We start from the raw sequence: 436 nt of genomic DNA, 5'->3' as shown, positions 1-436 counted from the left end.
CGCCCGCATGCTCTCCCCGCCCCCTCCCCGTGCCGTGGCATCCCGTGCCTGTGGGCGGGCGGTGTCAGCGGGGGCCGCCCGTGAGGTACGCCGAGACGACCACGTTCGCCGAGTAGACCCCCGCGGCGCGGTCGAAGGTGCCGCCGCAGGTGAGCAGGCGGAGTTCGGCCCGGCCCGGGACACGCCTGCCGTAGACCCGGCGGGCGTCGAAACGGTCGCGGTCGACGACCTCGACGTCGTCGACGGCGAACCGGGCCACCGAGCCGTCTGCCCCCAGCACCGACACCCGATCGCCCCGCCGCACCTTGCTCAGCCGGTGGAAGACGGCGGGGCGGCGCGAGGTGTCCACGTGGCCGACCAGCAGCGCCACGCCGTCCGCTCCCGGCCGGGCTCCGCCCTCGTACCAGGCGACCGTCCCGGGCCGGTCGTACGGCGG

1 protein-coding gene is annotated in these 436 nt (G+C 76.8%); it reads right to left on the bottom strand.

Annotated features, from left to right (window positions below; genetic code table 11):
* Positions 1-64 precede the first annotated feature (64 nt).
* A partial coding sequence (locus GUY61_RS38890; protein ID WP_166634970.1) for a sortase domain-bontaining protein occupies positions 65-436 on the bottom strand: 372 nt, incomplete at its 5' end.

This window comes from Streptomyces sp. GC420, assembly GCF_009916105.1.
In the GTDB taxonomy this organism is placed as follows: Bacteria; Actinomycetota; Actinomycetes; order Streptomycetales; family Streptomycetaceae; genus Streptomyces.
Note: the sequence above shows the minus strand (reverse complement) of the source record. Positions and strands in the feature narration are given on the sequence as shown.